This window comes from Pantoea sp. GW821-FHT03E06 (assembly GCF_059420725.1).
Map to the genome: position 1 here is coordinate 898717 of NZ_JBWKUG010000001.1, position 25153 is coordinate 923869.

General features: G+C 54.6%; 23 protein-coding genes. 16 read left to right on the plus strand and 7 right to left on the minus strand.

The features are described 5' to 3' along the window. The first annotated feature begins 86 nt into the window (after positions 1 to 86). Complete coding sequence (mtnK, locus tag AC07WB_RS04075; protein WP_097094824.1) at positions 87 to 1286, plus strand: S-methyl-5-thioribose kinase; 1200 nt, start codon at positions 87 to 89, stop codon at positions 1284 to 1286. 42 nt (positions 1287 to 1328) lie between these two features. On the opposite strand, the gene fadE is transcribed toward mtnK, so the two are convergent. Then, positions 1329 to 3773: an acyl-CoA dehydrogenase FadE gene (gene fadE / locus AC07WB_RS04080; RefSeq protein ID WP_494940068.1), complete on the minus strand. Its 2445-nt coding sequence runs from the start codon at positions 3771 to 3773 to the stop codon at positions 1329 to 1331. A gap of 243 nt (positions 3774 to 4016) precedes the next feature. Between fadE and lpcA the strand changes: the two genes are divergently transcribed. Together lpcA and AC07WB_RS04090 are read left to right on the plus strand one after the other, a co-directional pair. Continuing rightward, on the plus strand, positions 4017 to 4595 hold the full coding sequence (lpcA, locus tag AC07WB_RS04085; protein WP_097094822.1) for a D-sedoheptulose 7-phosphate isomerase: 579 nt from the start codon (positions 4017 to 4019) through the stop codon (positions 4593 to 4595). A 51-nt stretch (positions 4596 to 4646) separates the two neighbouring features. Continuing rightward, on the plus strand, positions 4647 to 5414 hold the full coding sequence (locus AC07WB_RS04090) for a class II glutamine amidotransferase (RefSeq protein WP_097094821.1): 768 nt from the start codon (positions 4647 to 4649) through the stop codon (positions 5412 to 5414). On the opposite strand, the gene dpaA is transcribed toward AC07WB_RS04090, so the two are convergent. Next, positions 5385 to 6128, minus strand: coding sequence for a peptidoglycan meso-diaminopimelic acid protein amidase (gene dpaA, locus AC07WB_RS04095; protein ID WP_097094820.1), 744 nt, complete (start codon positions 6126 to 6128; stop codon positions 5385 to 5387). The genes AC07WB_RS04090 and dpaA overlap by 30 nt on opposite strands. Before the next feature lie 312 nt (positions 6129 to 6440). Between dpaA and AC07WB_RS04100 the strand changes: the two genes are divergently transcribed. Together AC07WB_RS04100 and dinB are read left to right on the plus strand one after the other, a co-directional pair. Continuing rightward, complete coding sequence (locus AC07WB_RS04100; RefSeq protein WP_400454702.1) at positions 6441 to 7232, plus strand: FkbM family methyltransferase; 792 nt, start codon at positions 6441 to 6443, stop codon at positions 7230 to 7232. 98 nt (positions 7233 to 7330) lie between these two features. Next, complete coding sequence (gene dinB, locus AC07WB_RS04105) at positions 7331 to 8383, plus strand: DNA polymerase IV (protein WP_494940069.1); 1053 nt, start codon at positions 7331 to 7333, stop codon at positions 8381 to 8383. Positions 8384 to 8415: 32 nt separating this feature from the next. On the opposite strand, the gene AC07WB_RS04110 is transcribed toward dinB, so the two are convergent. The 4 genes from AC07WB_RS04110 to pepD all read right to left on the minus strand — a co-directional run bounded on the left by AC07WB_RS04110 (position 8416) and on the right by pepD (position 13754). Then, a complete protein-coding gene (locus tag AC07WB_RS04110; protein WP_097094817.1) occupies positions 8416 to 9486 on the minus strand; it encodes a sugar ABC transporter substrate-binding protein in 1071 nt (356 codons plus the stop codon). A 27-nt stretch (positions 9487 to 9513) separates the two neighbouring features. Continuing rightward, positions 9514 to 10512 (minus strand): ABC transporter permease, encoded by a 999-nt coding sequence (locus tag AC07WB_RS04115; RefSeq protein ID WP_494940070.1) that lies wholly within the window; start codon positions 10510 to 10512, stop codon positions 9514 to 9516. After that, the gene (locus tag AC07WB_RS04120) at positions 10509 to 12014 is read right to left on the minus strand and encodes a sugar ABC transporter ATP-binding protein (protein WP_494940071.1); all 1506 of its coding nucleotides are present in this window, start codon (positions 12012 to 12014) and stop codon (positions 10509 to 10511) included. Before AC07WB_RS04120 ends, AC07WB_RS04115 begins: the two co-directional genes overlap by 4 nt. Before the next feature lie 279 nt (positions 12015 to 12293). Continuing rightward, positions 12294 to 13754, minus strand: coding sequence for a beta-Ala-His dipeptidase (gene pepD, locus AC07WB_RS04125; RefSeq protein ID WP_176519196.1), 1461 nt, complete (start codon positions 13752 to 13754; stop codon positions 12294 to 12296). Positions 13755 to 14009: 255 nt separating this feature from the next. Between pepD and gpt the strand changes: the two genes are divergently transcribed. From gpt to crl, 3 genes are all read left to right on the plus strand, one after another. Next, positions 14010 to 14468, plus strand: coding sequence for a xanthine phosphoribosyltransferase (gene gpt, locus AC07WB_RS04130; RefSeq protein WP_007887137.1), 459 nt, complete (start codon positions 14010 to 14012; stop codon positions 14466 to 14468). A 121-nt stretch (positions 14469 to 14589) separates the two neighbouring features. Further along, a complete protein-coding gene (gene frsA, locus AC07WB_RS04135) occupies positions 14590 to 15837 on the plus strand; it encodes an esterase FrsA (RefSeq protein WP_345827210.1) in 1248 nt (415 codons plus the stop codon). 109 nt (positions 15838 to 15946) lie between these two features. Beyond that, positions 15947 to 16348, plus strand: a complete 402-nt coding sequence (gene crl, locus AC07WB_RS04140; protein ID WP_097094812.1) for a sigma factor-binding protein Crl — start codon at positions 15947 to 15949, stop codon at positions 16346 to 16348. A gap of 81 nt (positions 16349 to 16429) precedes the next feature. Here crl and ompC read toward each other — a convergent pair whose 3' ends face one another. After that, positions 16430 to 17521 carry a porin OmpC gene (gene ompC, locus AC07WB_RS04145; protein ID WP_097094811.1) on the minus strand — a complete coding sequence of 364 codons (1092 nt, stop codon included), beginning with the start codon at positions 17519 to 17521 and terminating at the stop codon, positions 16430 to 16432. Between the two features lie 246 nt (positions 17522 to 17767). Between ompC and proB the strand changes: the two genes are divergently transcribed. From proB to AC07WB_RS04185, 8 genes are all read left to right on the plus strand, one after another. After that, complete coding sequence (proB, locus tag AC07WB_RS04150) at positions 17768 to 18871, plus strand: glutamate 5-kinase (RefSeq protein WP_097094810.1); 1104 nt, start codon at positions 17768 to 17770, stop codon at positions 18869 to 18871. 10 nt (positions 18872 to 18881) lie between these two features. Further along, a complete protein-coding gene (gene proA / locus AC07WB_RS04155; protein ID WP_494940072.1) occupies positions 18882 to 20135 on the plus strand; it encodes a glutamate-5-semialdehyde dehydrogenase in 1254 nt (417 codons plus the stop codon). 353 nt (positions 20136 to 20488) lie between these two features. Then, a complete protein-coding gene (locus tag AC07WB_RS04160; protein ID WP_097094808.1) occupies positions 20489 to 21220 on the plus strand; it encodes a S24 family peptidase in 732 nt (243 codons plus the stop codon). Positions 21221 to 21635: 415 nt separating this feature from the next. Next, positions 21636 to 21914, plus strand: coding sequence for a transcriptional antitermination N peptide (locus AC07WB_RS04165; protein ID WP_097094807.1), 279 nt, complete (start codon positions 21636 to 21638; stop codon positions 21912 to 21914). Positions 21915 to 22099: 185 nt separating this feature from the next. Next, positions 22100 to 22567, plus strand: coding sequence for a lysozyme family protein (locus AC07WB_RS04170; RefSeq protein ID WP_097094806.1), 468 nt, complete (start codon positions 22100 to 22102; stop codon positions 22565 to 22567). After that, on the plus strand, positions 22564 to 22914 hold the full coding sequence (locus AC07WB_RS04175; RefSeq protein ID WP_097094805.1) for a DUF7940 domain-containing protein: 351 nt from the start codon (positions 22564 to 22566) through the stop codon (positions 22912 to 22914). The genes AC07WB_RS04170 and AC07WB_RS04175 overlap by 4 nt, the downstream gene beginning before the upstream one ends. Continuing rightward, the gene (locus AC07WB_RS04180; RefSeq protein ID WP_494940073.1) at positions 22911 to 23204 is read left to right on the plus strand and encodes a hypothetical protein; all 294 of its coding nucleotides are present in this window, start codon (positions 22911 to 22913) and stop codon (positions 23202 to 23204) included. Before AC07WB_RS04175 ends, AC07WB_RS04180 begins: the two co-directional genes overlap by 4 nt. Before the next feature lie 202 nt (positions 23205 to 23406). Next, on the plus strand, positions 23407 to 25152 hold the full coding sequence (locus tag AC07WB_RS04185; protein ID WP_494940074.1) for a putative phage tail protein: 1746 nt from the start codon (positions 23407 to 23409) through the stop codon (positions 25150 to 25152). Position 25153: the final 1 nt, after the last annotated feature.

Below are 25153 nucleotides of genomic sequence, written 5' to 3' on the forward strand. Positions count from 1 at the left end.
GTTGATGCTGGCTATTGTGCCAACATGCTGAACGGATGTATAGACGTCTGAACGGCTTATTACTATCGAAACTCGAGGAACAGGCAATGTCGCAATACCGTACGTTCACCGCTGCCGATGCTGTGGAATATGCTAAAAAATTTGGCGGTGTTGACGACCCGTCCACGCTGGTGAGCGCTGAAGAGATCGGGGATGGCAATCTCAACCTGGTATTTAAGATTTTCGATAATCAAGGCCGTAGCCGTGTGGTCGTCAAGCAGGCGCTGCCGTATGTGCGCTGCGTGGGCGAGTCATGGCCGCTCACGCTGGATCGCGCGCGTCTGGAGGCGCAGACGCTGGTTGAACACTACAAATATTGTCCTCAGCACACCGTTAACATCACGCATTACGACGCAGACTTAGCGGTGATGGTGATGGAAGATCTCTCCAGCCATCGCATCTGGCGCGGCGAGCTGGTGAAAGGCGCCTACTACCCGCTGGCGGGCCGTCAGGTAGGGGAATATCTGGCACAGACGCTGTTCCATACTTCCGATTTCTTTCTGCATCCCCACAAGAAAAAAGCGGAAGTCGCGCGTTTTATTAATCCGGAAATGTGTGAAATTACAGAAGATCTGTTCTTCAACGATCCCTTTACCGATCACGAACGCAACAGCTATCCCACCGCGCTGGAATCGTTGGTGGTTAGCCTGCGCACCGACGACGCACTCAAAATCGCCGTCGCGGGACTGAAGCACCGCTTTTTCGCTGATGCGGAAGCGCTGCTGCACGGTGATGTTCATAGTGGCTCGATCTTCGTGGCAGATGGCAGCCTGAAAGTGATCGATGCCGAGTTTGGCTACTTTGGACCGATCGGCTTTGACGTCGGCAGCGCTATTGGCAACCTGCTGATTAATTACTGCTGCCTGCCGGGCCTGCTGGCCCCGCGTGAAGCGGCGGAAGGGCGTGAGCGTCGCTTGAGTGACGTACACGATATCTGGAGCCACTTTGCTAGCCGCTTCCTTGAGCTGGCACAGGAAAAAACCACCGACGTGGCGCTGGCTTATCCCGGCTATGCCGCATCGTTCCTGCAAAAAGTCTGGCGCGACACCATTGGCTACTGCGGCACTGAGTTGATTCGACGTACCGTAGGTATGTCACATGTTGCGGATTTCAAACAGATTGAAGATGTGACGATGCGCACTGAATGCATCCGCAGCTGCATAACGCTGGGACGCACGCTGATTTTAGCCGCCGATCATGTTGCGGATGTTGATGCGTTGATTGCACGGATTCGCCAGGCGGGCTGAATTTCTGATAAAAAAAAGCCTCCCGAAGGAGGCTTTTCGTTTTTATGCGGCTTCACTTGCTCGTGGGTTAGGCTTGCTTTGCGTCTTGGGGACCGCCAGCGCCTCGGGAGCAAAATCATCCACGTTAATCGCTTTCAGGCGGCTTGCTTCAGCGCGCACCAGTACCTGGGCTTCGCTCTCATCAATCCATCCCTCTTGCAGCGCACGCTGCGCCAGCGCATCCAGCCGGGTAAACGGCAGATGTTTTTTCTGCTGCTGGCACAGGCGATCGTGAATCACTTCTGCTGCCATGACATCCTGCAGCGCTTGCTCCAGCTGACCGGCCGGATTGTGCGCGCTGGGTGCCAGATACTGGCCGCGGCCTAAACGGGTGCGCGTGGCGGAGGGCAGTTGCAGCAGTTTCGCCAGTTTATGATCCAGCTTATCTGATGGTGCAGGGCAGTGATGACCGCCAGCGAAAATCACCAGACGCAGCGCACCGGCTACCATGCGATTTGGGAAGTTGCGCAGCAGATCATCCATCGCTACCTCGGCCTGATGCAACGCATCATGCACCCCCCAATGCACCAGCGGTAAATCAGCCTCGTTACGGCCTTCATCGTCATAGCGTTTCAGCGTGGCCGATGCCAGATACATTTGGCTGAGTACATCGCCGAGGCGCGCCGAGATGCGTTCGCGACGCTTCAGGCTGCCACCCAGTACCGCCATCGATACATCCGACAACAGCGCGAGGTTGGCACTTAAACGGTTGAGATGCTGATAATAGCGGCGCGTAACGTCGCGGGTTGGCGTGGCACTGGTACGGCCGCCGGTTAAACCCAGCCACAGGCTGCGTACTTTATTGCTGCCCACGTGGCCGATATGGCTGAACAGCGCACGGTCAAAGGTAATCAAATCGTTTTTCGCCGCGGCGTTCATCTCTTCCAGCACCCATGGATGGCAGCGAATGGCGCCCTGACCAAAGATAATCATGCTACGCGTCAAAATGTTGGCGCCTTCCACGGTGATGGCGATCGGCGCGCCCTGGTAAGCGCGGGCCAGGAAGTTGTTTTCGCCCAGCATGATGCCTTTACCACCGGCGATATCCATCGCATCGATGATGGCGCGCTGGCCGCGATGGGTGCAGTGATACTTCACAATCGCTGACAGCACCGCCGGTTTCTCACCGAGCATGATGCCGCTGGTGATAAGCGTCGCAGCGGCGTCCATCACGTAGGCGTTGCCGGCGATGCGTGCCAGCGGCTCTTCAATCCCTTCCATCTTACCGATGGAAAGTTTGAACTGGCGGCGAATGTGCGCATAGGCACCGGTTGCCAATGCCATACTCTTCACGCTGCCGGTAGAGTTGGATGGCAGCGTAATACCACGGCCTACAGACAAGCACTCCACCAGCATACGCCAGCCCTGGCCGGCCATCGACGGACCACCGATGATGAAATCGATGGGTACGAAGATATCTTTACCGCGAGTTGGGCCGTTCTGGAACGGCACATTAAGCGGGAAGTGACGCTGACCAATCTCCACACCAGGCGTGTGCGTAGGGATCAGTGCACAAGTAATCCCCAGCTGTTCCGTCTCGCCCAGCAGATGGTCCGGATCGGAAAGCTTAAACGCCAGGCCGAGTACGGTCGCGATCGGTGCCAGCGTAATATAACGTTTGTTCCAGGTAAGGCGCATGCCCAGCACCTGCTGACCTTGCCATTCACCCATGCACACGACGCCGGTATCAGGAATAGCGCCGGCATCAGATCCGGCTTCCGGGCTGGTCAACGCAAAGCAGGGAATTTCGTCACCGCGTGCCAGACGCGGCAGATAGTGATCCTTCTGCTCATCGGTACCGTAATGCTGCAGTAACTCGCCTGGGCCAAGTGAGTTTGGTACGCCGACGGTAATCGCCAGAATGCCGGAAACGCCGGCCAGTTTTTGCAGCACGCGCGCCTGCGCATAAGCTGAGAACTCCAGGCCGCCGTACTCTTTCTTAATGATCATGGCGAAGAAGCGATGCTGCTTCAGATACGCCCACAGCTCCGGCGGTAGATCGGCCATTTCATGGGTGATTTCGAAGTCGTTCGCCATGCGGCATGCTTCTTCCACCGGGCCATCAATAAAGGCCTGTTCCTCTTCGGTCAGTCGCGGTTGCGGATAGTTGTGCAGCTTCTGCCAATCCGGCTTTCCGCGGAACAGATCGCCTTCCCACCAGGTGGTGCCCGCGTCAATCGCCTCTTTTTCGGTACGTGACATCGGTGGCATCACTTTCTGGAAGCTGCGCAGCGCCGGTTTTGAAAACATGCTGCGGCGCAGTGCAGGCAGGTTAAACGGCAGCAGGATAATCGCCAGCGGCACCAGCAGCCACGGGGTCCAGAGGCCAGCGGCCGCGAGTGCGCCGGTCCATAGCAGCAATATGACGCTGCTCAGCTGCAGGGAGATTTGGTGGTAAAACAAGACGCTAAGTAAAATTAGCGTCGCAACAATTGAGGCAACCAACATAATGAACCACTCCATAAGTAGTAAGAGGTCTGACCTGTTATGGGTGTAGGTTTAGAATAGCGGGCAAAATTTATCAATCTGTTTACATCGCAATTACAACCTAACTCACAAATTCATTGCGTGTACGGCAACAACTGCCAAACTTCCTTCAGCCATCGCGCTTTTCCTCGGTGCTGGCGCTTTGCGGCTTAGCCCCATTCCGTTAAACTTGCTGGGTCAATCTTTCCTCTAAAGGACATCCCTATGTATCAGGACATTATTCGCTCAGAACTCAATGAAGCAGCCGATACGCTCACTACGTTCCTGAGTGACGAAGCCAATATTCATGCGATTCAGCGCGCTGCGGTTCTGCTTGCCGATAGCTTTAAAGCAGGTGGCAAAGTGCTCTCCTGCGGTAACGGCGGCTCACACTGCGATGCCATGCATTTTGCTGAAGAGTTGACTGGGCGCTATCGTGAAAATCGTCCTGGTTATCCAGCCATTGCCATTTCGGATGTCAGCCATCTCTCCTGCGTCAGCAACGATTTCGGCTATGACTATGTGTTCTCACGCTACATCGAAGCGGTGGGCCGTGAAGGGGATGTGGTGCTGGCGCTCTCTACCTCGGGTAACTCCGCCAACATTATTAAAGCAATTGAAGCTGCCCGCGCCAAAGGGATGAAAGTGATCACCCTGACCGGCAAAGATGGCGGCAAGATGGCGGGCTCGGCGGACATCGAAATTCGCGTGCCGCACTTTGGCTATGCCGACCGCATTCAGGAGATCCACATTAAAGTGATTCATATCCTGATGCTGTTAATCGAAAAAGAGATGGTTAAGTAATGACGTGTTCCTCTCGCCGCTTGCGAGAGGGACTCATTTAAGGCGGTTGCTATGTGCGAATTGCTCGGGATGAGCGCCAATGTCCCTACGGACATCTGTTTCAGTTTTACCGGTCTGGTGCAGCGTGGCGGTGGAACCGGGCCGCACAAAGATGGCTGGGGCATCACCTTTTACGAAGGCAAAGGTTGCCGCACGTTCAAAGATCCGCAGCCGAGCTTTAACTCGCCAATTGCCCGTTTGGTGCAGGAATATCCCATCAAATCGCATTCGGTGGTGGCGCATATCCGCCAGGCGAATCGCGGTGAAGTGTCGCTGGAAAATACCCATCCGTTTACGCGTGAGCTGTGGGGCCGTAACTGGACTTACGCCCATAATGGGCAGCTGAAAGGCTATCGCCAGCTGGATACCGGGCCCTTCCGTCCTATTGGCGAAACCGACAGTGAAAAGGCGTTTTGCTGGATTCTGCACAAACTTACCGAGCGCTATCCGCGCACGCCGGGTAACTGGCCTGCGGTGTTTCGCTATATTGCAGAGCTGGCTGCAGAAATGCGTGAGAAGGGCGTATTTAACATGCTGTTATCGGATGGGCGTTACCTAATGGCCTTCTGCTCAACCAATCTTTACTGGATCACGCGCCGCGCGCCGTTTGGCAAAGCGACGCTGCTCGATCAGGACGTAGAAATTGATTTTCAGCAGCAGACTACGCCGCAAGATGTGGTGACAGTGATTGCCACACAGCCATTAACGGGGAATGAAACCTGGCACCGGATAGTGCCAGGCGAGTGGGCGTTATTTTGCCTGGGTGAGCGCCAGGAATGATTTCGAGGCAGCATCCGGTGTCGATATCACCGGCGTGTTGTTCACCGCATATTGGCCGGTTGCCGTCACGTTCACCGTTGGCGGCACGCGGTACTTCACAAAGTAGGCATAGCCCGGCTGCAGTTCACGCCAGAAATTAATATCGCTTGAATAACGATGGCGCTGCATGTTGCTTTCCGTCATGCGGAATGGATAGATGTTGACCTGAATCTCCTGCTGACCATTACGCAGCGCGGCGTTGGTATAGTTGAAGATCTCATCCATTGACGCATTGGTCATCGCGTAGCAGCCAATCGATACGCAATCACCGTGAATCATCAGAAACTTACCGTCATAACCTTTAGCGCGATCGTACTGGTTAGGGAAACCGGTATTAATGGCGCGGTAAAAACGGCTATCGGGTTTTAACTGGTTAAGCTTAACGTTATAAAAGCCTTCCGGACTTTTAAAATCGCCCTGACGACGTTTAGGTCCTAAACCGCCAGAAAAATTACAGATGCGATAGCTGTCCAGCAGACGATATTCATTACCGATTTTGCCGTACAGTTCCAGCGTACGCTCTTCCTTGAAAATCTGAATAAAAACCGGGGTTCCAATCAGTTGTTTCTTTAACTCTTTGCTCACCGGAGCCAGCGGTTGCGTAGGCTCGGGGTTAATTGCCCAGCTAAGGAGCGGCATAAGAATCATCGCAAGCAATAATGCGATTCTGCCCATTCTGTAGATACCTTGATGTGAAGAGAGACGATGACGCTGCGCGTCTGGGTATTGCATTATCGGAAATATCCGCTATCGCTGCGCAACATTAACATTGTCTGGCTTTTAATCAAGCCAGTGTCCGAGAAAATGGCGCGTTCCTAAAGGGAATGCGGCCATAAATTTGTAAACTTTAATTAGTCCGACAAAAATTTCGCGCATTTTGTACGAAGGTTAAAATTTATAATCCGAGCAGCAAACAAGAACGGTCTTGTCGGAAGGGGTCAGCCACCTCCTTATACTGCGCCAAACCCTTTCAGCAGGAAAAAATCTATGAATCTCTCGGTGGCCCCTTCGGTTTATCAGGTTGAGGATCTTCATTATATGTTGTCGCCCGGTCCTGACCTGATTAATCGGCATCTCAGGAATGGCACCCCATGGGAACCGGCAATGGTCTCTCTCTCAAAATTACTCATCAAAGGGATAGATCGCCCGGTGTTGATCGATGTCGGGGCCAATTTGGGGGCCTGGTCGGTGCCGATGGGTGACCATATTCGTGAGCAGGGCGGCACGTTATATGCCTTCGAACCTCAGCGGCAGGTGTTTTATCAGCTGTGCGCCAATCTGTTTATCAATCAGCTGTTTCATTGTCATGCAAGGCAGATGGCAATAGGTGATACCAATGGTGAAATTGATGTTCCGGTGCTGGATATGCAAACCGAGATTAATGTTGGTGCGCTTTCTCTGGATGCTGAAATTCGTGCCCAAAGGCAGGTATTAAGTACCAAATTAACCGAGAGTGAATCTGTACGTATTGCAACGCTGGATAGTCTGGAATTGCCTGGCGCGCACCTCATTAAAGTGGATGTTGAAGGTTTGGAGCTTGAAGTACTCAGGGGCGCTCGGCACTGGCTTGAAACGTCTGCTTATCCGCCCATTTTATTCGAAGTCTGGCGAGAGCAGCTCAAAGCATTCGTTCCAAAACGTAACCGCTTGCTGGACTTTGTGCGCGGGGAATTGGGCTATGAAGTCGAGCTGTTTGGTGAGCTTGCTATCGCACAACATCCCTCTAACAAACGTTTAAATATCACCATCAGCGATAAAGGAATGGTGATTAATCCCTGAAATTAATCCCACATGCGCGCTCTGTGAACACTTTTGCATCTGTACAAATATCCAGTATTATAATGAGGTCTTATTTTTAATCTGGGTTAGTTACACACGTGAAAATCATTCATGTCGATATGGACTGCTTTTATGCGGCGGTGGAAATGCGCGATGATCCCTCATTGCGTGATATCCCCATTGCAATTGGTGGTAGCCGTGAGCGACGTGGCGTGATCAGTACCGCCAACTATCCCGCCCGTAAGTATGGCGTGCGCAGCGCGATGCCCACCGGCATGGCGCTAAAACTTTGCCCTCATCTGCGTTTATTGCCCGGTCGCTTTGATGCGTATAAAGAAGCTTCGCACCAGATTCGCGACATCTTCGCGCGCTATACCTCGCTGATTGAACCGCTCTCGCTGGATGAAGCCTACCTTGATGTTACCGACAGCCTGCATTGCCAGGGCTCGGCAACGCTGATGGCGCAGGCCATTCGTGCGGATATTCTGCGCGAAACCGGATTGACCGCTTCTGCCGGTATCGCGCCCATCAAGTTTCTTGCCAAAATCGCCTCCGATCTCAACAAGCCCAATGGGCAATATGTGATAACGCCTGACGCCATGTCTGATTTTTTACTGACGCTGCCGCTGAGTAAGATCCCCGGCGTTGGCAAAGTCGCCACCAAAAAGCTGGAAGAGATGGGCTTACGCACCTGCGCCGATGTGCAGCAGGCCGATCTTGCCCTGCTGCTCAAGCGCTTTGGCAAGTTTGGCCGCATATTGTGGGAACGCAGCAACGGCATTGACGAGCGAAATGTCGTGGTGGAGCGTGAGCGTAAATCCCTCGGCGTTGAGCGCACGTTAATGGAAGATATTCATCACTGGGAGCAGTGCCTGGAAATTATTGATTTTCTCTACGCTGAGCTGGAGCGTCGCTTAACCGCCATCAAGCCGGATAAGCAGATTGCCCGCCAGGGCGTTAAGCTAAAGTTTAACGATTTCCAGCAGACCACGCAGGAACATGTCTGGCCGGTGCTGAATAAAGAGGACATGATCGCCGTCGCGCGTCAGGCCTGGAATGATCGTCGGGCAGGGCGCGGTGTCAGGCTGGTGGGATTGCATGTCACCATGGTGGATCCGCAGCTGGAGCGGCAGCTGGTGCTGGGGTTATAACTGGGCGCGCTGGTGCACGCCCTGCCAAAGTATTACTTCTTAGCGTACTTCGCTTCCAGCGTGGCAAACCAGGGCGCGACGAAATCACTGTTCTCGCCCCAACCTGGGATGATGTTATTCAGTGAAGCCATGTTAACTGCACCCTGCTGGCTGTTCAGCTGCTGCTGCGAAATCGACGCCGCTTTGAACTCATAGGTTGCGGGCGTTGCTTCGCCGCCAATCTTATTCGCCACCAGGCGCATATTGACCGCGCCAATGGTTTTTGGATCCACCGCGACCGTTTGCACCCACGGGCTGTTCTTCTCATGCATCAGCTGCAGATCCTGATTGGATACGTCGATGCTATAGAGTTTGATCTCGGTACGGCCGTTCTCCTGCAACGCTTTGTAAGCGCCCTGGCTGAAGGCATCCCACGATCCCCAAATGGCATCAATCTTACCTTTCGGGTATTTGGCCAAAATGGCGCCAATCTTGTTGGCGGTATCGCCTTGCACATCAGAGGAAACCGCACCAATCGATTCCAGTTGATGAATGCCAGGATTCGCTTTTAACAGCTTCTCATACACCACCTGCCGGCGATCCATCGCTGGGAAACCCGCCACCCATAGCTTGACGATGTTCGCCTTGCCGTTGAAGTCTTTGATCAAGCTGCCGAGTGATTCTTGCGCTAGCGAGGCGTCGTTTTGTGCCGTTACGGTTACGCCCTCCACCGGGGTATTAACCGGCGTATCAAACACGGAAAGCTTAATGCCGGCCGCAGTGATACGTTGCACCAGCGCGGTAGAGTAAGGATCTTTACCGTGCGACAGAATAATGCCGTCATATTTCTGGCTAATCGCCTGATTAACGAAATCCTGGAAACGCGCATCGTCACCGTTGCTTAGGAAAGTACTGACTTTAAAGCCCAGCTTGCGTCCCTGCTGGATTGCCCCGGCAACAAACTGCGTGGTGTTATCGTCTGAACCGAGGTTACGGATAATCGCAATGCGCACCGGACCTTCGTGGTTGGCGATCGCCGCAGGCACGGGTGTGACGGTGTCGGCGAAGGCGATGCTGGTATTGAGCAGGCTAACGGCCAGCAGCGAAAGGGTGATTTTTTTCATTATGATCTCTTTCTGGTTTAACGCGCCTTAGCGGCGCTGGATGTAAGTGATGGCCAGCGCCAGCGCCAGCACCAGGCCTTTGATAATGTCCATGGCGTAATAGGGTACTGACAGCATCACCAGCCCGTTTTGCAACACTCCGAGGATCACGGCGCCCACTAAGGTCCCGAGCGCATTAGGTTTGCCGGAACCGGCCAGCGAGAAGCCAATCCACGCTGCGGCCACGGCATCCATTAAATAGCCACCGCCAGCATTCACCTGCGAGGAGCCAATACGCGAAGCCAGTAAAATGCCGCCCAATCCCGCCAGCAGCGATGCCAGCACATAGGCCAGCACGCGATAGCGTGTAGTGCGAATACCTGACAGGCGAGCCGCTTCCGGGTTGCCACCCAGCGCATACATGCGACGACCATGCTTCGTTAGCGACAGCGCCAGCTGCGCCACAATCGTTACCACCAGCATGATAATCACGATAGTTGGCACCTGGCCGAGCAGACCAAAGGCGGCAGGAATGGTGCCCTCGGCCATATCGCCGCTGGGCAGCACCATGTTTTCAGTGATCGAGCCGCCAAAGCTGTAGGTCATTGCGACGCCCTGAATCACAAACAGTGTGGCCAGGGTGGCGAGCATGTCGGGAATCCGCAGAATCACAATCAGGAAGCTGTTGAACAGCCCGACCAGCGTGCACAGCAGCAGCGTAATGATGATAGCTTCGGTAGTGCCAAAGCCGTGCCACACGAACAGCGATATCACCAGCGCATTGGCTAGTGATGCCGTAGAGCCCACCGACAGGTCAAAGCCGCCAACCGTCAGCGAAAGGGATACGCCAATCGCGATCACCGTAACGATGGCAATCGATCGCAGGATGTTGATGATGTTGGTCGGTTCCAGAAAGCTATCTGAGGCGAGTCCAAATGCCGCAATCAGGATGACAACCGTCAGCAACATGCCCCATTTATAAAGGAACTCGAAGAGTTGATGGCGCAGACAAGGCCGCGGGTTTAGGGATAATTCTTTGCTGCTCACGCAGGTGTTCCTCCGGTGGAATAAAGCAGAAGCGTCTCTTCTGTAGCTACATCGGCGTCCATTTCTGCCACGATGCGCCCATCCCAGAGCACACAAATGCGGTCGCATAGGCCGACCAGTTCAGCAAACTCACCCGAGGCATAAATGATGCCTTTACCTTCGCGCGCTAAGCCATCAATCAGGCTGAACAGTTCGGTTTTAGCTTTGATATCCACGCCTTTGGTGGGCTCGTCAAAAATCAGGACATCGGCGTTATTACGCAGCCATTTGCCAATCGCCACCTTTTGTTGATTGCCACCCGACAGACGTCGCAGGATCTGCGCCGGTCCGGTGGTGCGTACATTCAGGCGCTGAATCATCTCTTCAGCCCAGCGCCATGCCTGACGATGACCAAACAGGCTCCAGCGTGAAAAGCTGTTATCGGCGCTGATACTCAAATTCATGCTCACCGGCTCATCAATGAAAATACCCTCTTTACGACGCTCTTCCGGCACCAGCGCCATGCGGTTTTCCACCGAATCATGCGGCGAACGCGGTCGCCACGGCTTGCCATGTAACTCGCCTTTCTCAACCCGGCTTTTGCTGGCACCAAACAACGCTTTGCACAGTTCGGTCTTCCCGGCACCGGCTAAACCTGCAATGCCAAGGATTTCGCCTTTATGCAGGCGCAACGAAATATCTTGCAGCAGACGATCGTCATGTAAGCCTTCAACCGACAGGAGCAGCGGCTGCGCCTGATGTATGCGGCGCGGTGGAAAGACATCGTCGAGCTGATGTCCCAGCATCTTCTCAACGATTTGCTCGCCGCTTAGCGCCGCCATCGGACTACTTTCGATCAGGCGTCCATCGCGCAGCACCGTCAGCCGATCGCAAATCGCTTTAAGTTCATGAATGCGGTGCGAGATGAATACCACGCCAATGCCGCTCAACTGTAAGCGGCGCACGACGGCAAACAGGCGCTCGCTTTCATGCTGATCGAGCGGGGCGGTGGGTTCATCAAGAATCAGGAAGCGGCAGTGGTGAGATAGCGCACGCGCCAGCAAGATTTGCTGCTTCTCCGCCAGCGAACAGCGCTCAACCAAACGGTTCACATCCAGGTTGACTTCCAGCTGTGCCAGCAGCGCGCGCGCCTGATGGCGCGTTTCATGCCAGTTGTAGCCATGGCCCGGCTCCGCTAAGCGGTCGAGCAGAATGTTCTCCGCTACGCTGAGTTGCGGCACCAGCGCCACGTCGACTTCCTGCTGAACCAGATGAATGCCAAGCTTTTTGGCATCACGCGGCGAGCGCAGGGCGACGGGAACGCCATCCAGCAAAATTTCCCCGCTGTAATGGGTGTGCGCTCCAGCTAGCACCGCCATGAGCGTCGATTTCCCCGCGCCGTTGGCGCCCGTCAGGGCATGTACTGAACCGCCTTCAGTCAGAAAATCGACCTGCGATAGCGCGGCAAAACCGCCAAAAGCGATGGAGATATTACGCATCTCCAGGCGGTTGATCGCCGTCATGCAGCCGTGCCTTTAATTATTTGAGTTGGGGGCATTTTTTCCTGAACCCTCGCGCTGGGCAACAAACGAAAGGGCATAAGCTAGCACGAAATCTTATTAGCCATCCAGACATCTGGATGTAATGGTGGCTAACGCTGGCGCAAGGGAAAGCGGTGGTTTAACTACGAGGCGTTATGGATAATGGGTAGAGTATTGTGCTGCTGAAGGCGATAGGCGGAAACGAGTGGCTTAGGCATAAAAAAACCAGGCCGTAGCCTGGTTGATAGGTCAAACGTAAACTTACGCTTTTTCGGGTACCACGTTCAGCAGCGCTGTCAGCAGTTTCCAGTAAAGACCAACGCTCTCAATGTGTACCTGCTCATCCGGTGAATGCGGGCCGGTGATAGTGGGACCGATCGAAACCATATCCATGTTCGGATACGGTTTCTTGAACAGGCCACACTCCAAACCGGCGTGAATCACCTGGATGTTTGGCGTTTTGCCAAACAGCGCTTCATAGGTTTTACGCGTCAACGCCATAACCGGTGAATCGGCATCGGGCTGCCAGCCTGGGTAGCCGCCTTTGGGTGCCGTTTGCGCGCCAGCCAGTTCTCCCAGCGAAGTCAGCACTTCAACCACCCAATCTTTACCGGTATCGATCAGTGAACGAATCAGACAGATGATTTCGGCATTGTCCTGATCCATGCTTACCACGCCAACGTTCAGCGAGGTTTCTACCACGCCTTTGGCGACGTCGGAGTTACGAATCACACCGTTTGGCGTGGCGTTTAGCAGATTCAGGAAGCGATCGCGGCTATCGCTGCTCAGCGCCTGGCCCTGATGCGCCAGCGACTCGGTCACGACCGCGATATTCTTCTCTTTTGCTCCCAGCTCGTTCAGCAAGGTTGCCTGGAAATGGGCCGCAGCCGATTTCAGAGCATCCACTTTATGGCTGTCGATCGCCAGCGTCGCGAAGGCTTCACGCGGGATAGCGTTGCGCAGCGTACCGCCGGTGAATTCAATCAGGCGCACATCGAGATCGCGCGCGTGTAGCGCCAGAAAACGCGCCAGCAGTTTATTGGCGTTGCCCAGACCATGATGAATGTCGGCACCGGAGTGACCGCCTTTTAGGCCTTTCAGCGTCAGCTTCAGGGTTTCATAACCCGCTGGAATGGCTTCACGCGTCAGCGGCAGGGTGGTGATGAAGTCGATCCCCCCGGCGCAGCCCATGTAAATCTCACCTTCCTCTTCGGAATCGGTGTTGATCAGGATGTCGGCCTGCAGCCAGTTTGGCTGTAAACCAAATGCCCCGTCCATGCCGGATTCTTCGGTCATGGTCAGCAGCACTTCCAGCGGACCGTGCGTCAGGCTGCTGTCAGCCAATACGGCCAGCGCAGACGCCATACCAATGCCGTTATCGGCGCCGAGCGTGGTGCCGCGCGCTTTTACCCAGTCGCCATCAACGTACGGCTGAATCGGATCTTTGGTGAAGTCGTGCGCCGTGTCATTGTTCTTCTGCGGCACCATATCAAGGTGTGCCTGCAGCGCCACCGGCGTGCGTTTTTCCATGCCGGCGGTAGCGGGTTTACGAATCAGGATGTTGCCAACCTGATCGCGCTCAACCCAAAAACCTTGCTCTTTGGCCCAGCCAACAACGTATTCGGCCAGCGCTTCTTCGTGGTAAGAAGGGTGTGGAATGGAACAAATTTTGGCAAAAATATCCCACAGCGGTTGGGGTGAAAGTTGCGACAATTCAGACACCATGCGTCTCCTGTGTCAGCGTGGCGGACATACCGCACGCACGCGGGTTTCCAGTAAAAATCGTCGTCAGAACATCTGACGTGATGGGGCTGAGAATATCACTGTTTCTCACCGGGTGCGTAATCAGGCGCGCTAAAAACCTGCAACCAGTAAGACAGATGCTGGTTTTTAAGGCGTCAGATCCTTATAATCTCGCGCAACCTTTTCCCCCTTGCATATTTTTTAAGCCAAGTTTATTGGTTGGGATTCCTTCATATGAGCGAAAAATACGTCGTAACCTGGGACATGCTGCAGATTCATGCCCGTAAACTGGCCCAGCGCCTGCTTCCTGTGGAACAGTGGAAAGGTATTATCGCGGTGAGCCGCGGTGGTCTGGTTCCGGCATCGCTGCTGGCGCGCGAACTGGGTATTCGCTATGTCGATACCGTGTGCATCTCCAGCTACGATCACGATCATCAGCGTGAAATGAAAGTACTGAAGCGTGCCGAAGGCGACGGTGAAGGATTCATCGTAATTGACGATCTAGTGGATACCGGCGGCACCGCGCAGGCGATCCGCGATATGTATCCAAAAGCGCGTTTCTGCACCATCTTCGCTAAGCCAGCAGGCCGTGCGCTGGTGGACGACTATATTGTCGATATCCCGCAGAACACCTGGATCGAGCAGCCCTGGGATATGGGCGTGGTGTATATCCCGCCTATCGTTAAAAGCTGATTGATGCATCGCAAACAACGCCCGGTTATGCCGGGCGTTGTGCTTTCTGCGTCTCGCGCGCGTATGACGTGTGCAGTACACTCTTAGCCATCGCTGTAACGTTGGCAGGAGAATCACTAAAATGTCTGATAAAAACCTGAGCGAAGAACTCTTTAAACCCCGTTTTAAACACCCGGAAACCTCTTCACTGGTGCGGCGTCAGCATCACACGCCAGCGCAGGTGCATAACGCGTTGGAAGGGGATACCCAGCGCGGCTGGTATCGCATGCTGAATAAGCTGCTGTGGACGTGGCGTGGGTTATCGCCGCAGGAGATCAGCGAAGTGCTGGCGCGCATTGCGGTGAGCAACTTTGAGCGCACCACGGAATCTCTGCTGGATACCGTGATTGGCTATCGCGGCGGCAACTGGAATTATGAGTGGTCAAAACAGGCGGCAATCTGGCAGCAGCGCGCGATGCAATCTGAAAATCACGACGAAGCCGGACAACACTGGCTGCATGCCGCCAATTTATTCAGCCTCGCGGCCTATCCTTATATTAAAGGCGATGAGCTGGCCGATCAGGCGCAGGTGTTAGCCAATCGCGCCTATGAAGAGGCCACGCAGCGTTTGCCGGGTGAACTGAAATCACTGACGTTCCCGATAAACGGTGGCGCGCCGGTGACCGGCTTCCTGCACATGCCTGCGCAGGCTAAAGCGCCGTATCCCACCGTGTTACTGTGCGGCGGTCTCGATTCGCTACAAAGCGATCACTATCGCTTGTTCCACGATTACCTGGCACCACGTGGCATTGCTATGCTGACGCTGGATATGCCGTCGGTGGGTTTCAGCAGCAAATGGACGCTGAATCAGGACACCAGCCAGCTGCATCAGCAGGTGCTGCGCGAGCTGAGTAACGTGCCGTGGATTGATCATACCCGCGTTGCGCTGCTGGGCTACCGCTTCGGTGCCAATGTGGCAACACGGCTGGCGTATCTTGAAGTGCCGCGCGTGCGTGCCGTCGCCACGCTGGGGGCGATGGTGCACAATGTATTTGTTGATGCGCAGCAACAGCAGCAGTTACCGGATATGTATATGGATATGCTGGCGAGCCGTCTCGGCATGTCATCCACCTCCGACAGTAATCTGCGTATCGAGCTCAACCGCTATTCCCTGAAAGTGCAGGGCTTGCTTGGTCGCCGCACGCCAACGCCAATGCTGGCAGCGTACTGGCCGGATGATATTTTTGGTCCGGAAGAGGATGCGCAGTTGATCGCGAATTCCTCTGCGCAAGGTAAGACGCTGGCAATTGCAGGCAAGCCGGTTTTTGCCAGTTTCGACAAAGCCTTAAACCAAATTTGTGACTGGCTGGCAAAACAGTTGCAAAACTAACTGGCGAAACCTCAAACCTCTGCTACTACTTATATCCGGGATTTTCCATTTTTAGTTTCATGGGAAGCTAAAAATGCATTTGATGCGGTTTATTTGAGGGAGAGTTTGCATGACGTTACCGAGTGGTCACCCCCGTAGTCGCCTGCTTAAGCGCTTCACCGAATTGGGGCCGTACATCCGTGAAGGAAAATGCGAAGAGACGCGTTTCTTCTTTGATTGCCTGGCGGCCTGCGTCAACGTCAAGCCTGCGCCGGAGCTGCGTGAATTTTGGGGCTGGTGGATGACGCTGGAAGCGCACGAAGATCACTTCACCTATGAATATCACTTTGGTCTGTTTGATAAAGCCGGCGATTGGGGCACCGCAACCATTAAGGGCAAAGAGAACAATGCCAAAGTGGAGAGCACGCTGCGTAATTTCCACGAGCGTCTGAAAGCGATGCTGTTAGAGCAGAAGTTGGATCTGAAACCGGCGGAAGGGTTTAAAGACGAGCCGGTAAAATTGAGCGCCTGACACTCTCGCGCGTGAATAAATAAGAAAGAGCCGGTGATGAGCCGGCTCTTTTTTTATCGACACAGCAAGGGTAATACGCAATCAGAATTGGTAAGTCAGACCCACGGCTACGATGTCATCGTTGTTCAGGTTCAGCTTGTTGTTATCATCCAGCTGGTTGATTTTGTAATCAACAAAGGTCGACATGTTTTTGTTGAAGTAGTAAGTCATGCCCACGTCGATATATTTAACCAGATCTTCATCACCGATACCTTCGATGTCTTTACCTTTGGTCTGGATATAGCCAAGGGACGGACGCAGGCCGAAGTCAAACTGATACTGCGCCACCACTTCGAAGTTTTGCGCTTTGTTAGCAAAGCCACGTGTACCGATTGGCGTCATATTGCGGGTTTCGGTGTAGATAGAGGCCAGGTAGATGCTGTTGGCATCATACTTAATGCCCGCGCCCCAGGAATCTGCTTTATCGCCATGCCCCAGCGCCTGTTGCTGCTGCTGAATGGTGCGATCGGAAGAGGTGATAGCCGACATCAGGCTGACGCCGGTATCACCAATGGTGTAGCCCAGTGACGCACCGTAACCGTCACCGTTCTGGCGAGAGGTATCGGTGATGCTGCCACGGGCGTTGGCGCTGGTCGCATCGTTTTTGCCCTGATATTGCAGCGCGAAGCGCAGGCCATCAACCAGACCGAAGAAGTTGCTGTTGCGGTACGTGGCCACGCCGGTAGCACGCGCGGTCATGAAGTTATCGGTACGCGCTGTACCGTCACCCCCAAACTCTGGGAATACGTCCGTCCAAGCCTCTACGTCGTAGAGCACGCCGTAGTTACGACCGTAATCGAATGAACCGTATTGACCGAATTTCAGACCGGCAAAGCCCAGACGGGTTTTGTTGCCGGCGTTCGCGTCAGAACCTTCAGAGTTATTGACGTTGTACTGATATTCCCACTGGCCGTAACCGGTCATCAGGTCGTTGATCTGCGTCTGACCTTTGAAACCGATACGAACGTAAGATTTGTCGCCGTCCTGGCTCGCATTATCGCTGAAGTAATGTTCAGCTTTAACGCGGCCGTAGAAGTCGAGTTTATTACCATCTTTGTTATAAACTTCTGCGGCGTTTGCGGTGGAAGCCAGCGCCAGCGCTGAAACGACTAATGCCAGTGTGCTTTTCTTCATTTTGCTATCAATCCCAATGAGTAAAATTTGTTGTACCCGTGAAAGGTTTTGTAAAACACGGGACTTTTTACCGGGTGGCGATGAACTTTTTATGACAGTTTTTCGGATTTCTTGTTAATTGCGAACTTTTGGTCTAGCGCATTGTCAGCGGATTTTTGTGCTTTTCCCCTTGCTGCTGTTGGCTTCCTTGCTCACTCCTGATAAAACGTCCCTTCGCAGATTTTTTTCTTATATGGCAGGAAAAACATGAGTGGCAGTCAGACCCTTGTGGTCAAGTTGGGTACTAGCGTCCTCACCGGCGGTTCGCGTCGGCTGAATCGGGCGCACATGGTGGAGCTGGTTCGTCAGTGTGCACAACTGCACGCGGCGGGCCATCGCATTGTTATCGTTACCTCCGGCGCGATTGCCGCTGGGCGCGAACACCTTGGTTACCCCGAACTGCCGCCTACCATCGCCTCAAAGCAGCTGCTGGCTGCGGTGGGGCAGAGCCGTTTGATCCAGCTGTGGGAACAGCTGTTTTCGATTTACGGTATCCACATTGGGCAGATGCTGCTGACGCGCGCCGATATGGAAGATCGCGAACGCTTCCTCTACGCGCGCGATATGCTGCGTGCGCTGCTTGATAACCACATCGTGCCGGTAATCAACGAGAACGATGCGGTAGCCACCGCCGAGATTAAAGTCGGCGACAACGACAATCTGTCGGCGCTGGCGGCGATGCTGGGCGGCGCCGACAAACTGCTGCTGCTCACCGATCAGCAAGGGCTATTCACCGCCGATCCGCGTACTAATCCTGAAGCGTCGCTTATCAGCGACGTGCACCAGATCGACGACGCGCTACGCACGCTGGCGGGCGGCAGCGTTTCCGGCCTCGGTACCGGCGGCATGGCCACCAAGCTGCAGGCGGCGGACGTGGCTTGTCGCGCCGGCATTGATGTGATCATTGCCGCAGGCAGTCGTCCAGACGTGATCAGCGACGTGCTGTATGGCAAACCGGTGGGCACGCGCTTCCACGCGCAGCAATCGCCGCTGGAAAACCGCAAGCGCTGGATCTTTGGCGCACCGCCTGCCGGAGAAATCACCATTGATGATGGGGCACTGGCGGCGATGCTGGAGCGCGGCAGCTCGCTGCTGCCGAAAGGGATTCGTGAGGTGCAGGGCAACTTCTCACGTGGTGAAGTGATCCGCATTCGCAGCCTGCAAGGGCGGGATATCGCTCACGGCGTGACGCGCTACAACAGCGATGCCATGCGCATGATCGCCGGTCATCACAGCCAGGAAATTGGCGAGATTCTCGGTTACGAATATGGCCCGGTAGCGGTGCACCGCGACGACATGATCGTCAGTTAAGGAGTGGATGATGTTAGACGAAATGGGTAAAGCGGCGCGTGCAGCGTCGTACAAGCTGGCGGAACTCACCACCGAACAAAAAAATCAGGTGCTGCTCACTATCGCCGATCGCCTTGAAGCCGAAAGCGCCGAGATTCTGGCTGCGAACCAGCAGGATCTGGCCGATGCGCGGCAAAACGGCATGAGTGAAGCGCTGCTCGATCGTTTGACGCTTAATCCGCAGCGCCTGAAAGGGATCGCGGATGATGTCCGCCAGGTCTGCCGCCTGGCCGATCCGGTGGGGCAGCTGATGGATGGCGGCCAGCTGGATAGCGGTCTGCGCATTGAACGTCGTCGCGTACCGCTCGGCGTTATTGGCGTGATCTATGAAGCGCGTCCGAACGTCACCGTCGATGTCGCCTCCCTTTGCCTGAAAACCGGCAATGCCGCGATTCTGCGCGGCGGTAAAGAGACGTATCGCACCAATGCGGCCACGGTGCGGGTGATTCAAAATGCCCTGACGCAGCACGGTTTACCGGCGGGTGCGATCCAGGCGATTGAAAATCCCGATCGCGAGTTGGTTAATCAGCTGCTGAAGCTCGATCGCTACGTCGATATGCTGATCCCACGCGGCGGCGCAGGTTTACACAAGTTGTGTCGTGAAAATTCGACCATCCCGGTCATCACCGGCGGCATCGGCGTTTGCCATCTCTATCTGGATGAAACCATGGAGACCGAGGCGGCGCTGGAGGTGATCGTCAATGCGAAGAAACAGCGGCCAAGCGCCTGCAATTCGCTGGAAACGCTGCTGATTCATCGCGATCGGGCGGAGCGCTTTATCCCGGCATTCCTGCAGCGCATGGCGCAGGAGAAGATCGTGCTGCACGGCGATGAAAACGTGCTGGCGCTGCTGCAAAACGGCCCCGCTGACGTGGTGGCCGTGCAAGCGGAAAACTACGACGACGAATGGTTGTCGAACGATCTGAACGTCAAACTGGTGGCCGATATGGATGCCGCCATCGCGCATATTCGCGAGCACGGTACGCAGCACTCCGACGGCATCCTGACGCGCAGCCTTAGCAACGCCAATCGCTTCGTCAACCAGGTTGATTCCTCTGCGGTCTACGTTAATGCCAGCACCCGTTTCACCGACGGCGGCCAGTTTGGCCTGGGTGCCGAAGTGGCAGTCAGCACGCAGAAGCTGCACGCGCGCGGTCCTATGGGTCTGGAAGCGCTAACCACCTACAAATGGATTGGTTGGGGCGACAATACGCTACGTCGCTAATGTTCGCTCCTGCATGACAATGGGCACCGAAAACGGTGCCCATTTTTTTCGCTTTCGATCCAGTTATTTCCAGAGGTTTTTGATTTATTTCTGTCATCTATGGCGGGGTCACGGCTTTTCACCCATTTTTTCCTTTAGATACTGGTCTTACTGCTACAGAACAATCCTGAAAACCCCTGTCAGAACAAGCGATATGGCATTGTTCACTGGTTTCGGCATAACCGAAGGGGATAATGATCATGCAGCCTCATTGATAAAAGCGGTTGGGTAGTAAACTGACGGTAATATAAAATGAACTGGTAGCAAAAATGAAAATAACATTCAGTCTTTTACTGAAGGCAGATTATTAACTGATGGTTAAAAAAGAAAGTACCAGACAAGGGTTTACTGCCAGGCTGATTGCCGCGTGTGAAAGCGCGGGAATTGTCGGACATGGACGGAACAAACAGGTTGCGCTTGCTCTGCAGGAGAGGGGATGCAAGATCTCAACGCCGGGGGTTTGGAAATGGTTTAACGGACAATCGATTCCTGACGATAACAATCTACTGGCGCTCAGCCAGCTGTTAGACGTGCGCGTTGAGTGGCTGCAATTTGGTATGGAAAAACCAGCTGCCTTACTCACGCATCACAGTCTCACCCCTCCGCAGCATTTATTTCGCGTCGAGAGTCTGGATATTGGACAACATGGCGTCCGCAGCAGCAGCACGCGTGATGAACTGGTCGAAACCATTCAAGCCATTGAATACGGTCTGGAAGAAGCGCGCGTGCTGTTTAATGGCCGTCCGGCCGAAAACATTCGCCTGATTGCGCTCAACAGCGATTCGATGGCGGGCACTTTTGCGCCACGCGATCAGCTGTTTGTCGATATCAGCGTGCATCGCTTTGATGGCGATGGCATTTATTTATTCACGCTTGACGATCAACTCTATCTCAAACGCCTGCAGTTACAGCACAAAAAGGTGGCGGTGATCTCCGATAACAAGCGTTATGAAACCTGGTATTTAACCCTCGACGAAGCCAAAACATTGCAAGTGGTGGCGCGGGTCATCATGAGCCAGGCGCGCGATTACCAAATCCTGGGCTGATCGCATCACCTCAGCCACGGGCAAAAAAATATTGTGGCTGAAATCAAAAATTTAACTGATGGTAAATAAAAAATTAACCATTGGTGTTTGCCAATGTATTAGATCCTGTTAATAATTTGAGCATAGAAGGACGACACACCTGCTCCCGGATGAGCCCGCTCTTAAACAATTGAGGCGCTGCACAAGCGCGATGCATACCACCCAAAGTTAGTGAACTTTGGGATGGGGTGGATACGCACTTTGCAGCGTTGTCAGTTGCCCTCTGTTTTTCACTCTCCTCTACTTCACCCTGGCCGTTAATACTGCCGGGCGAGTTGACGTCGAGTATTTTTCAGAGGAACAGCGGACGCTTCGGTTTAAGCCGAGTTGCCGTGCCTGCCACCCCATCGCCAAAGACTCATTCACAGGAGGAGTTATGGCGATTATCCAGTACGGAAAATCAGTATTTTCAGGTAATACACGCACGCGCCGCCATCGGCGGCGTCAATCCATCAGCCGCCTTAAGCGCAGCATCGACAGCGCTCTCGGCATCGAACCCGATAACATCACCTTGCGTACCGCTGAACGCATCTGTCAGCGCCAGACGCACTCACGCGTAGATTGCGCCGTTCTGGCGCCGACGCGCGTTCAGCAGGAACAAGCCAGCTTTGATAACTGCTGTTTACCTCATGTGTATTTGTACGCCGTGCGCTAATCCTTTCATCTCTTTTCCCCAGTTTTAAACGGGACGTTTCTTTGTTGCTCACTGTTTAAGCATCCTTGAGCGTTTCGCTTATCAAATGACGCGCTCAAGCCGGTGAAGGATCAGCGTGATTTATGTTTGTTTGCCGTTTTGCGCAGCCCATTTCAGGCCGTTGCGCCCGTCAAAGAGGAACGACTATGAGCCAGATTATTGCCATCCTGAATTTTGAAGAGGGTTACCGCGAAGCGCCTTACCTTGACACCCTGGGGTTTCCCACCGTCGCGGGGGGAATTCGTATTGGCCCGAAAGGTGCCTCGCTCAGCAATTACATCTTTCAGGTGCCACGGCCCGTGGGCGACGTGTGGAAGCAGTGCATTGTCGAGGGCAAGGTGCAGCAGATGAATCAGCGTGCGCTGGTGCAACAGGCGCTCGCCAAATGCAACGAAGCGCGCTGCGATGTGTTGATCAGCATGGGCTATCAACTCGGTATTGATGGGCTGGCGATGTTTCGCGGCATGCTGACGTCCATCACCCAAGGTGACTTTGACGCTGCTGCCAACGCCATGCTCGATAGCCTGTGGGCGCGCCAGACCTCAGGACGCGCGCGGCGGCATGCGGAAGTGATGCGTAGCGGCACCTACGACATCTATCGGGGGTTGCTATGAACCTGAAACTACTGATTTTTATCATTGCTGTGCTGCTGGTGATCATTGTGGTGCTGATCATGCAGCGCTTCACCACGCTGGAGTTCGTGAAGCATGCGCGCCTGCTGTTTAAAACCTGGTCGGTGTGGCTGGCGTCGCTGGGTTCAATGCTGAGCGCATGGGTGCAATCTTTCCCCTCCGCGGCGCTTGATGCGTGGAACAACATGCCACCAGACGTGAAAGAGATTCTGCCGCATAACTACCTTGGGCTGATTGGCGCGTTCATGGTGGCGATGGGCGTGATTGCTCAGTTCATTCGTCAGAAGAGCCTTAACCAACAGAAAACGGCGCTGGAGGAAAAAGCATGACGTTTCTTATGACATTGCTCGGCGGCAGCTGGCACTGGCTGGCCGCGCTGGCGGGCGTGATTGCCGCGCTGGCCGCCAGCTACTTCGGCGGCAAGAAGATCGGCAAGATGCAGCAACAATCTCAATCCGCAGTGGAAAGCGCCGACAAAGCGGCGGCACAGGCGGTGGCAGTTAATCAGCAGCAGCAGCAGCTGCGCGAGGAGGCCAAACGTGTGGAAGCCAGCAATCTTAATCTTGATGACGCTGCTGCTCGCGACAAGCTGCAGCAATCGAAATACCACCAACCCTGAAGCCCCCGTCGTTATCGACTCTGCCTGTACGCTTTTTTCCCCGATTTATACCCACGGCAATGACGCCGAGCGCATGGACGTTCGCACCGTGCGCGCCATTAACAACCACAACGACCTTTGGGATCGGCACTGCGGCCAACCGGCCCCCTAACGCTGCTCTCACGCATTTGCATTACCTACCTGAAAAGCCGAGGAGGCTATGATGATCGAAGTTAACTCTTATGCAGAACTGCGCACCACTGTACCGACCAAAAACGGCGATCTGGCATTCTTACGTCGCTACAACGCCGACTCCACCTTCCACGGCGGCGGTGACTTTACCGGCTTTATCGGCAGCACCACGGCCGCCGATGATGGCGGTACGCTGGCGGTGGGGAACGGGTTTTACTGGAAACGTGTGATTAACGATCCTTCCGATATCAACGTGTATCACTTTGGTGCCAAAGGTGATGGTTACGCCAACGATACCGATGCGTTCAATCGGATGCTGGCGTGGACGCAAAATTATTCAGGAAATATTGCTGCCTTACCGGTGCGTTTCCCTGGCGGTCGGTTCTTGATTAACCCCATTGACATTAGCGGCACCGAGCGCGCCTATTTTGGTTTACAAGGCGATGACGTGGAGCTGGGCTCTTTACCGCGTACGACCATCATCTCTGACAAAAGCCCCAACACGGTATTTAAGGTGAAGGCGCGCCGCACGTCGATCCGAGGCATTGCGTGGAACGGTCAGGCTTCAGCGGACGTCACCACCAACAAAAGCACCATCACCGCCGATATGTGCAGCAACGTGCAGCCGTTCTTCGAGAATACCTGTATCGAAGGCACCACCGTCAATATCTACTGTTTCCGCGCGCAGAATAACGGCGGTACGGTGATCAAGCTGCTGGATACGCTGGACAGTAAATTTGACCAGATTTACACCCTGTATACCTACGGGCGCGTGTTTGATGTTGGCTGGTCGAACTCGCCAAAGGGCGCCTGGGATCACTCCACGGCAATTGAGATCTGTAACTGTAACTTCCAGACCGGTTATGCGGATGCCACGATCTACATGCCGCGCGTGACGCAGGGGATTTTGCGTAACGTGTGGATCGAGCATACGCGCAATCCGGGCGATCTCTCCGACGGCGGCTGGACCATTGATACGCTGAATATTGAGGACTGCGGTAATCCGTTTAACCTCAACAACGCGCGCGTCACTATCCGCCAGCTCAACCTGCAATCGGGCGCTAAAGTGAGTACCGATGCCGCCGCCGGACGCTGGTTATCCACCTTTGAATATGGCTACCGCCGTGATGAAAGCTACGGCAGCTTCCTCACCGGATCGCTGCGTGCCGGCTATTTCAGCGGCTACAAAATCACTAACAATACCGACACCGATAACTGGTATCGCCTGGGGCAGCTGTTCTTCCCCAACGCCAACCAGCAGTGGGTGATGGAGTTTATTGGTAAGGCGGATGCCACTCAGCCAACCGGTACCGCGGGGTCGCCGGTGAATGTGGCGGCGACCGGGAAAACCTGGATCAACCTGCAGCGACTGGAAACGGTCTGGGCCGATGTCTATCACATGGGACAGCCAGCGGTGCTGGATATCCGCTACAGCCGCGTGGGCACCACCTATGCGGCGGTGTGGGTAAAGCTGCGCGCCAACAGCGGCGACACCATGATGAACCTGAAATGCACCGGTCCAACGCGTTTCGATAGCGGTTCATGCTCGCTGTTCCAGCAGGACTTCTCGGTAGTGACCGATACCACCAAGCTGGGCGGCTTTAAACCGGCGGCGCGCTTCGGTCTGCATAACGGATTGGCGGGCATTGGCGCCAATGAGAAAGGGGTGCTGACAGTGGCGACGGCGGCCGGTACACCAACCAATGCCACCGCTCCGACGGGCTTTGTGCTGGTCAATATCAACGGTGTCGATCGTAAGCTTCCCTATTACGATTGAG

Bases quoted from the DNA above. Each gene is read 5' to 3' on its own strand.
- mtnK (WP_097094824.1), top strand. From the start codon at position 87: ATGTCGCAATACCGTACGTTCACCGCTGCCGATGCTGTGGAATATGCT.
- fadE (WP_494940068.1), bottom strand. From the start codon at position 3,773: ATGTTGGTTGCCTCAATTGTTGCGACGCTAATTTTACTTAGCGTCTTG.
- lpcA (WP_097094822.1), top strand. From the start codon at position 4,017: ATGTATCAGGACATTATTCGCTCAGAACTCAATGAAGCAGCCGATACG.
- AC07WB_RS04090 (WP_097094821.1), top strand. From the start codon at position 4,647: ATGTGCGAATTGCTCGGGATGAGCGCCAATGTCCCTACGGACATCTGT.
- dpaA (WP_097094820.1), bottom strand. From the start codon at position 6,128: ATGGGCAGAATCGCATTATTGCTTGCGATGATTCTTATGCCGCTCCTT.
- AC07WB_RS04100 (WP_400454702.1), top strand. From the start codon at position 6,441: ATGAATCTCTCGGTGGCCCCTTCGGTTTATCAGGTTGAGGATCTTCAT.
- AC07WB_RS04110 (WP_097094817.1), bottom strand. From the start codon at position 9,486: ATGAAAAAAATCACCCTTTCGCTGCTGGCCGTTAGCCTGCTCAATACC.
- AC07WB_RS04120 (WP_494940071.1), bottom strand. From the start codon at position 12,014: ATGACGGCGATCAACCGCCTGGAGATGCGTAATATCTCCATCGCTTTT.
- gpt (WP_007887137.1), top strand. From the start codon at position 14,010: ATGAGCGAAAAATACGTCGTAACCTGGGACATGCTGCAGATTCATGCC.
- frsA (WP_345827210.1), top strand. From the start codon at position 14,590: ATGTCTGATAAAAACCTGAGCGAAGAACTCTTTAAACCCCGTTTTAAA.
- crl (WP_097094812.1), top strand. From the start codon at position 15,947: ATGACGTTACCGAGTGGTCACCCCCGTAGTCGCCTGCTTAAGCGCTTC.
- ompC (WP_097094811.1), bottom strand. From the start codon at position 17,521: ATGAAGAAAAGCACACTGGCATTAGTCGTTTCAGCGCTGGCGCTGGCT.
- proB (WP_097094810.1), top strand. From the start codon at position 17,768: ATGAGTGGCAGTCAGACCCTTGTGGTCAAGTTGGGTACTAGCGTCCTC.
- proA (WP_494940072.1), top strand. From the start codon at position 18,882: ATGTTAGACGAAATGGGTAAAGCGGCGCGTGCAGCGTCGTACAAGCTG.
- AC07WB_RS04160 (WP_097094808.1), top strand. From the start codon at position 20,489: ATGGTTAAAAAAGAAAGTACCAGACAAGGGTTTACTGCCAGGCTGATT.
- AC07WB_RS04165 (WP_097094807.1), top strand. From the start codon at position 21,636: ATGGCGATTATCCAGTACGGAAAATCAGTATTTTCAGGTAATACACGC.
- AC07WB_RS04170 (WP_097094806.1), top strand. From the start codon at position 22,100: ATGAGCCAGATTATTGCCATCCTGAATTTTGAAGAGGGTTACCGCGAA.
- AC07WB_RS04175 (WP_097094805.1), top strand. From the start codon at position 22,564: ATGAACCTGAAACTACTGATTTTTATCATTGCTGTGCTGCTGGTGATC.
- AC07WB_RS04180 (WP_494940073.1), top strand. From the start codon at position 22,911: ATGACGTTTCTTATGACATTGCTCGGCGGCAGCTGGCACTGGCTGGCC.
- AC07WB_RS04185 (WP_494940074.1), top strand. From the start codon at position 23,407: ATGATCGAAGTTAACTCTTATGCAGAACTGCGCACCACTGTACCGACC.